The organism is Streptomyces sp. CAI-85 (genome assembly GCF_013363615.1).
Taxonomy (GTDB): domain Bacteria; phylum Actinomycetota; class Actinomycetes; order Streptomycetales; family Streptomycetaceae; genus Streptomyces; species Streptomyces antibioticus_B.
Genome location: NZ_JAANNX010000239.1, coordinates 1 through 713, shown reverse-complemented (window position 1 = coordinate 713; position 713 = coordinate 1). Strand labels below are relative to the sequence as shown.

General features: G+C 67.5%; 1 protein-coding gene. It reads right to left on the bottom strand.

Annotated elements, in window-relative coordinates; genetic code table 11:
- On the bottom strand, nucleotides 1–695 hold a 695-nt coding region (locus G6W55_RS38030), incomplete at its 3' end, for an FAD-dependent oxidoreductase (protein ID WP_175525106.1).
- Nucleotides 696–713: the final 18 nt, after the last annotated feature.

Here is a 713-nt window from a genome sequence, read left to right as displayed (position 1 = left end):
AGGTTGAACTTGATGCCGCGCTTGCGGAACGCGCGCTCCAGCAGCTTGGAGCTGTTCTCGTCCTCGACCGGCACCAGGTGCTTGAGACCCTCGATGACGGTGACGTCCGCGCCGAAGGACTTCCACGCCGAGGCGAACTCGACGCCGATGACACCGCCGCCCAGGATGATCGCGGACTTGGGCACGCGGTCCAGGACGAGGGCGTGGTCGGAGGAGATGATCCGGTTGCCGTCGATCTCCAGACCCGGCAGCGACTTCGGCACGGAGCCGGTCGCCAGCAGGACGTGACGGCCCTGGATCCGCTGTCCGTTCACGTCGACGGAGGTCGGGGAGGACAGCCGGCCCTCACCCTCGATGTACGTCACCTTGCGGGAGGCGACGAGACCCTGGAGGCCCTTGTACAGGCCGGAGATCACGCCGTCCTTGTACTTGTGGACCCCGGCGATGTCGATGCCGTCGAAGGTGGCCTTGACGCCGAACTGCGCGCTCTCGCGCGCCTGGTCGGCGACCTCGCCCGCGTGGAGCAGGGCCTTGGTGGGGATGCAACCCCGGTGCAGGCAGGTACCGCCGACCTTGTCCTTCTCGATCAGGGCGACGTCCAGACCAAGCTGCGCCCCGCGCAGGGCCGCGGCGTAACCGCCACTACCACCGCCGAGGATCACTAGGTCGAAAACGGTGCTGGCGTCGTTCGCCACGTCACGTCCTCCATGCAT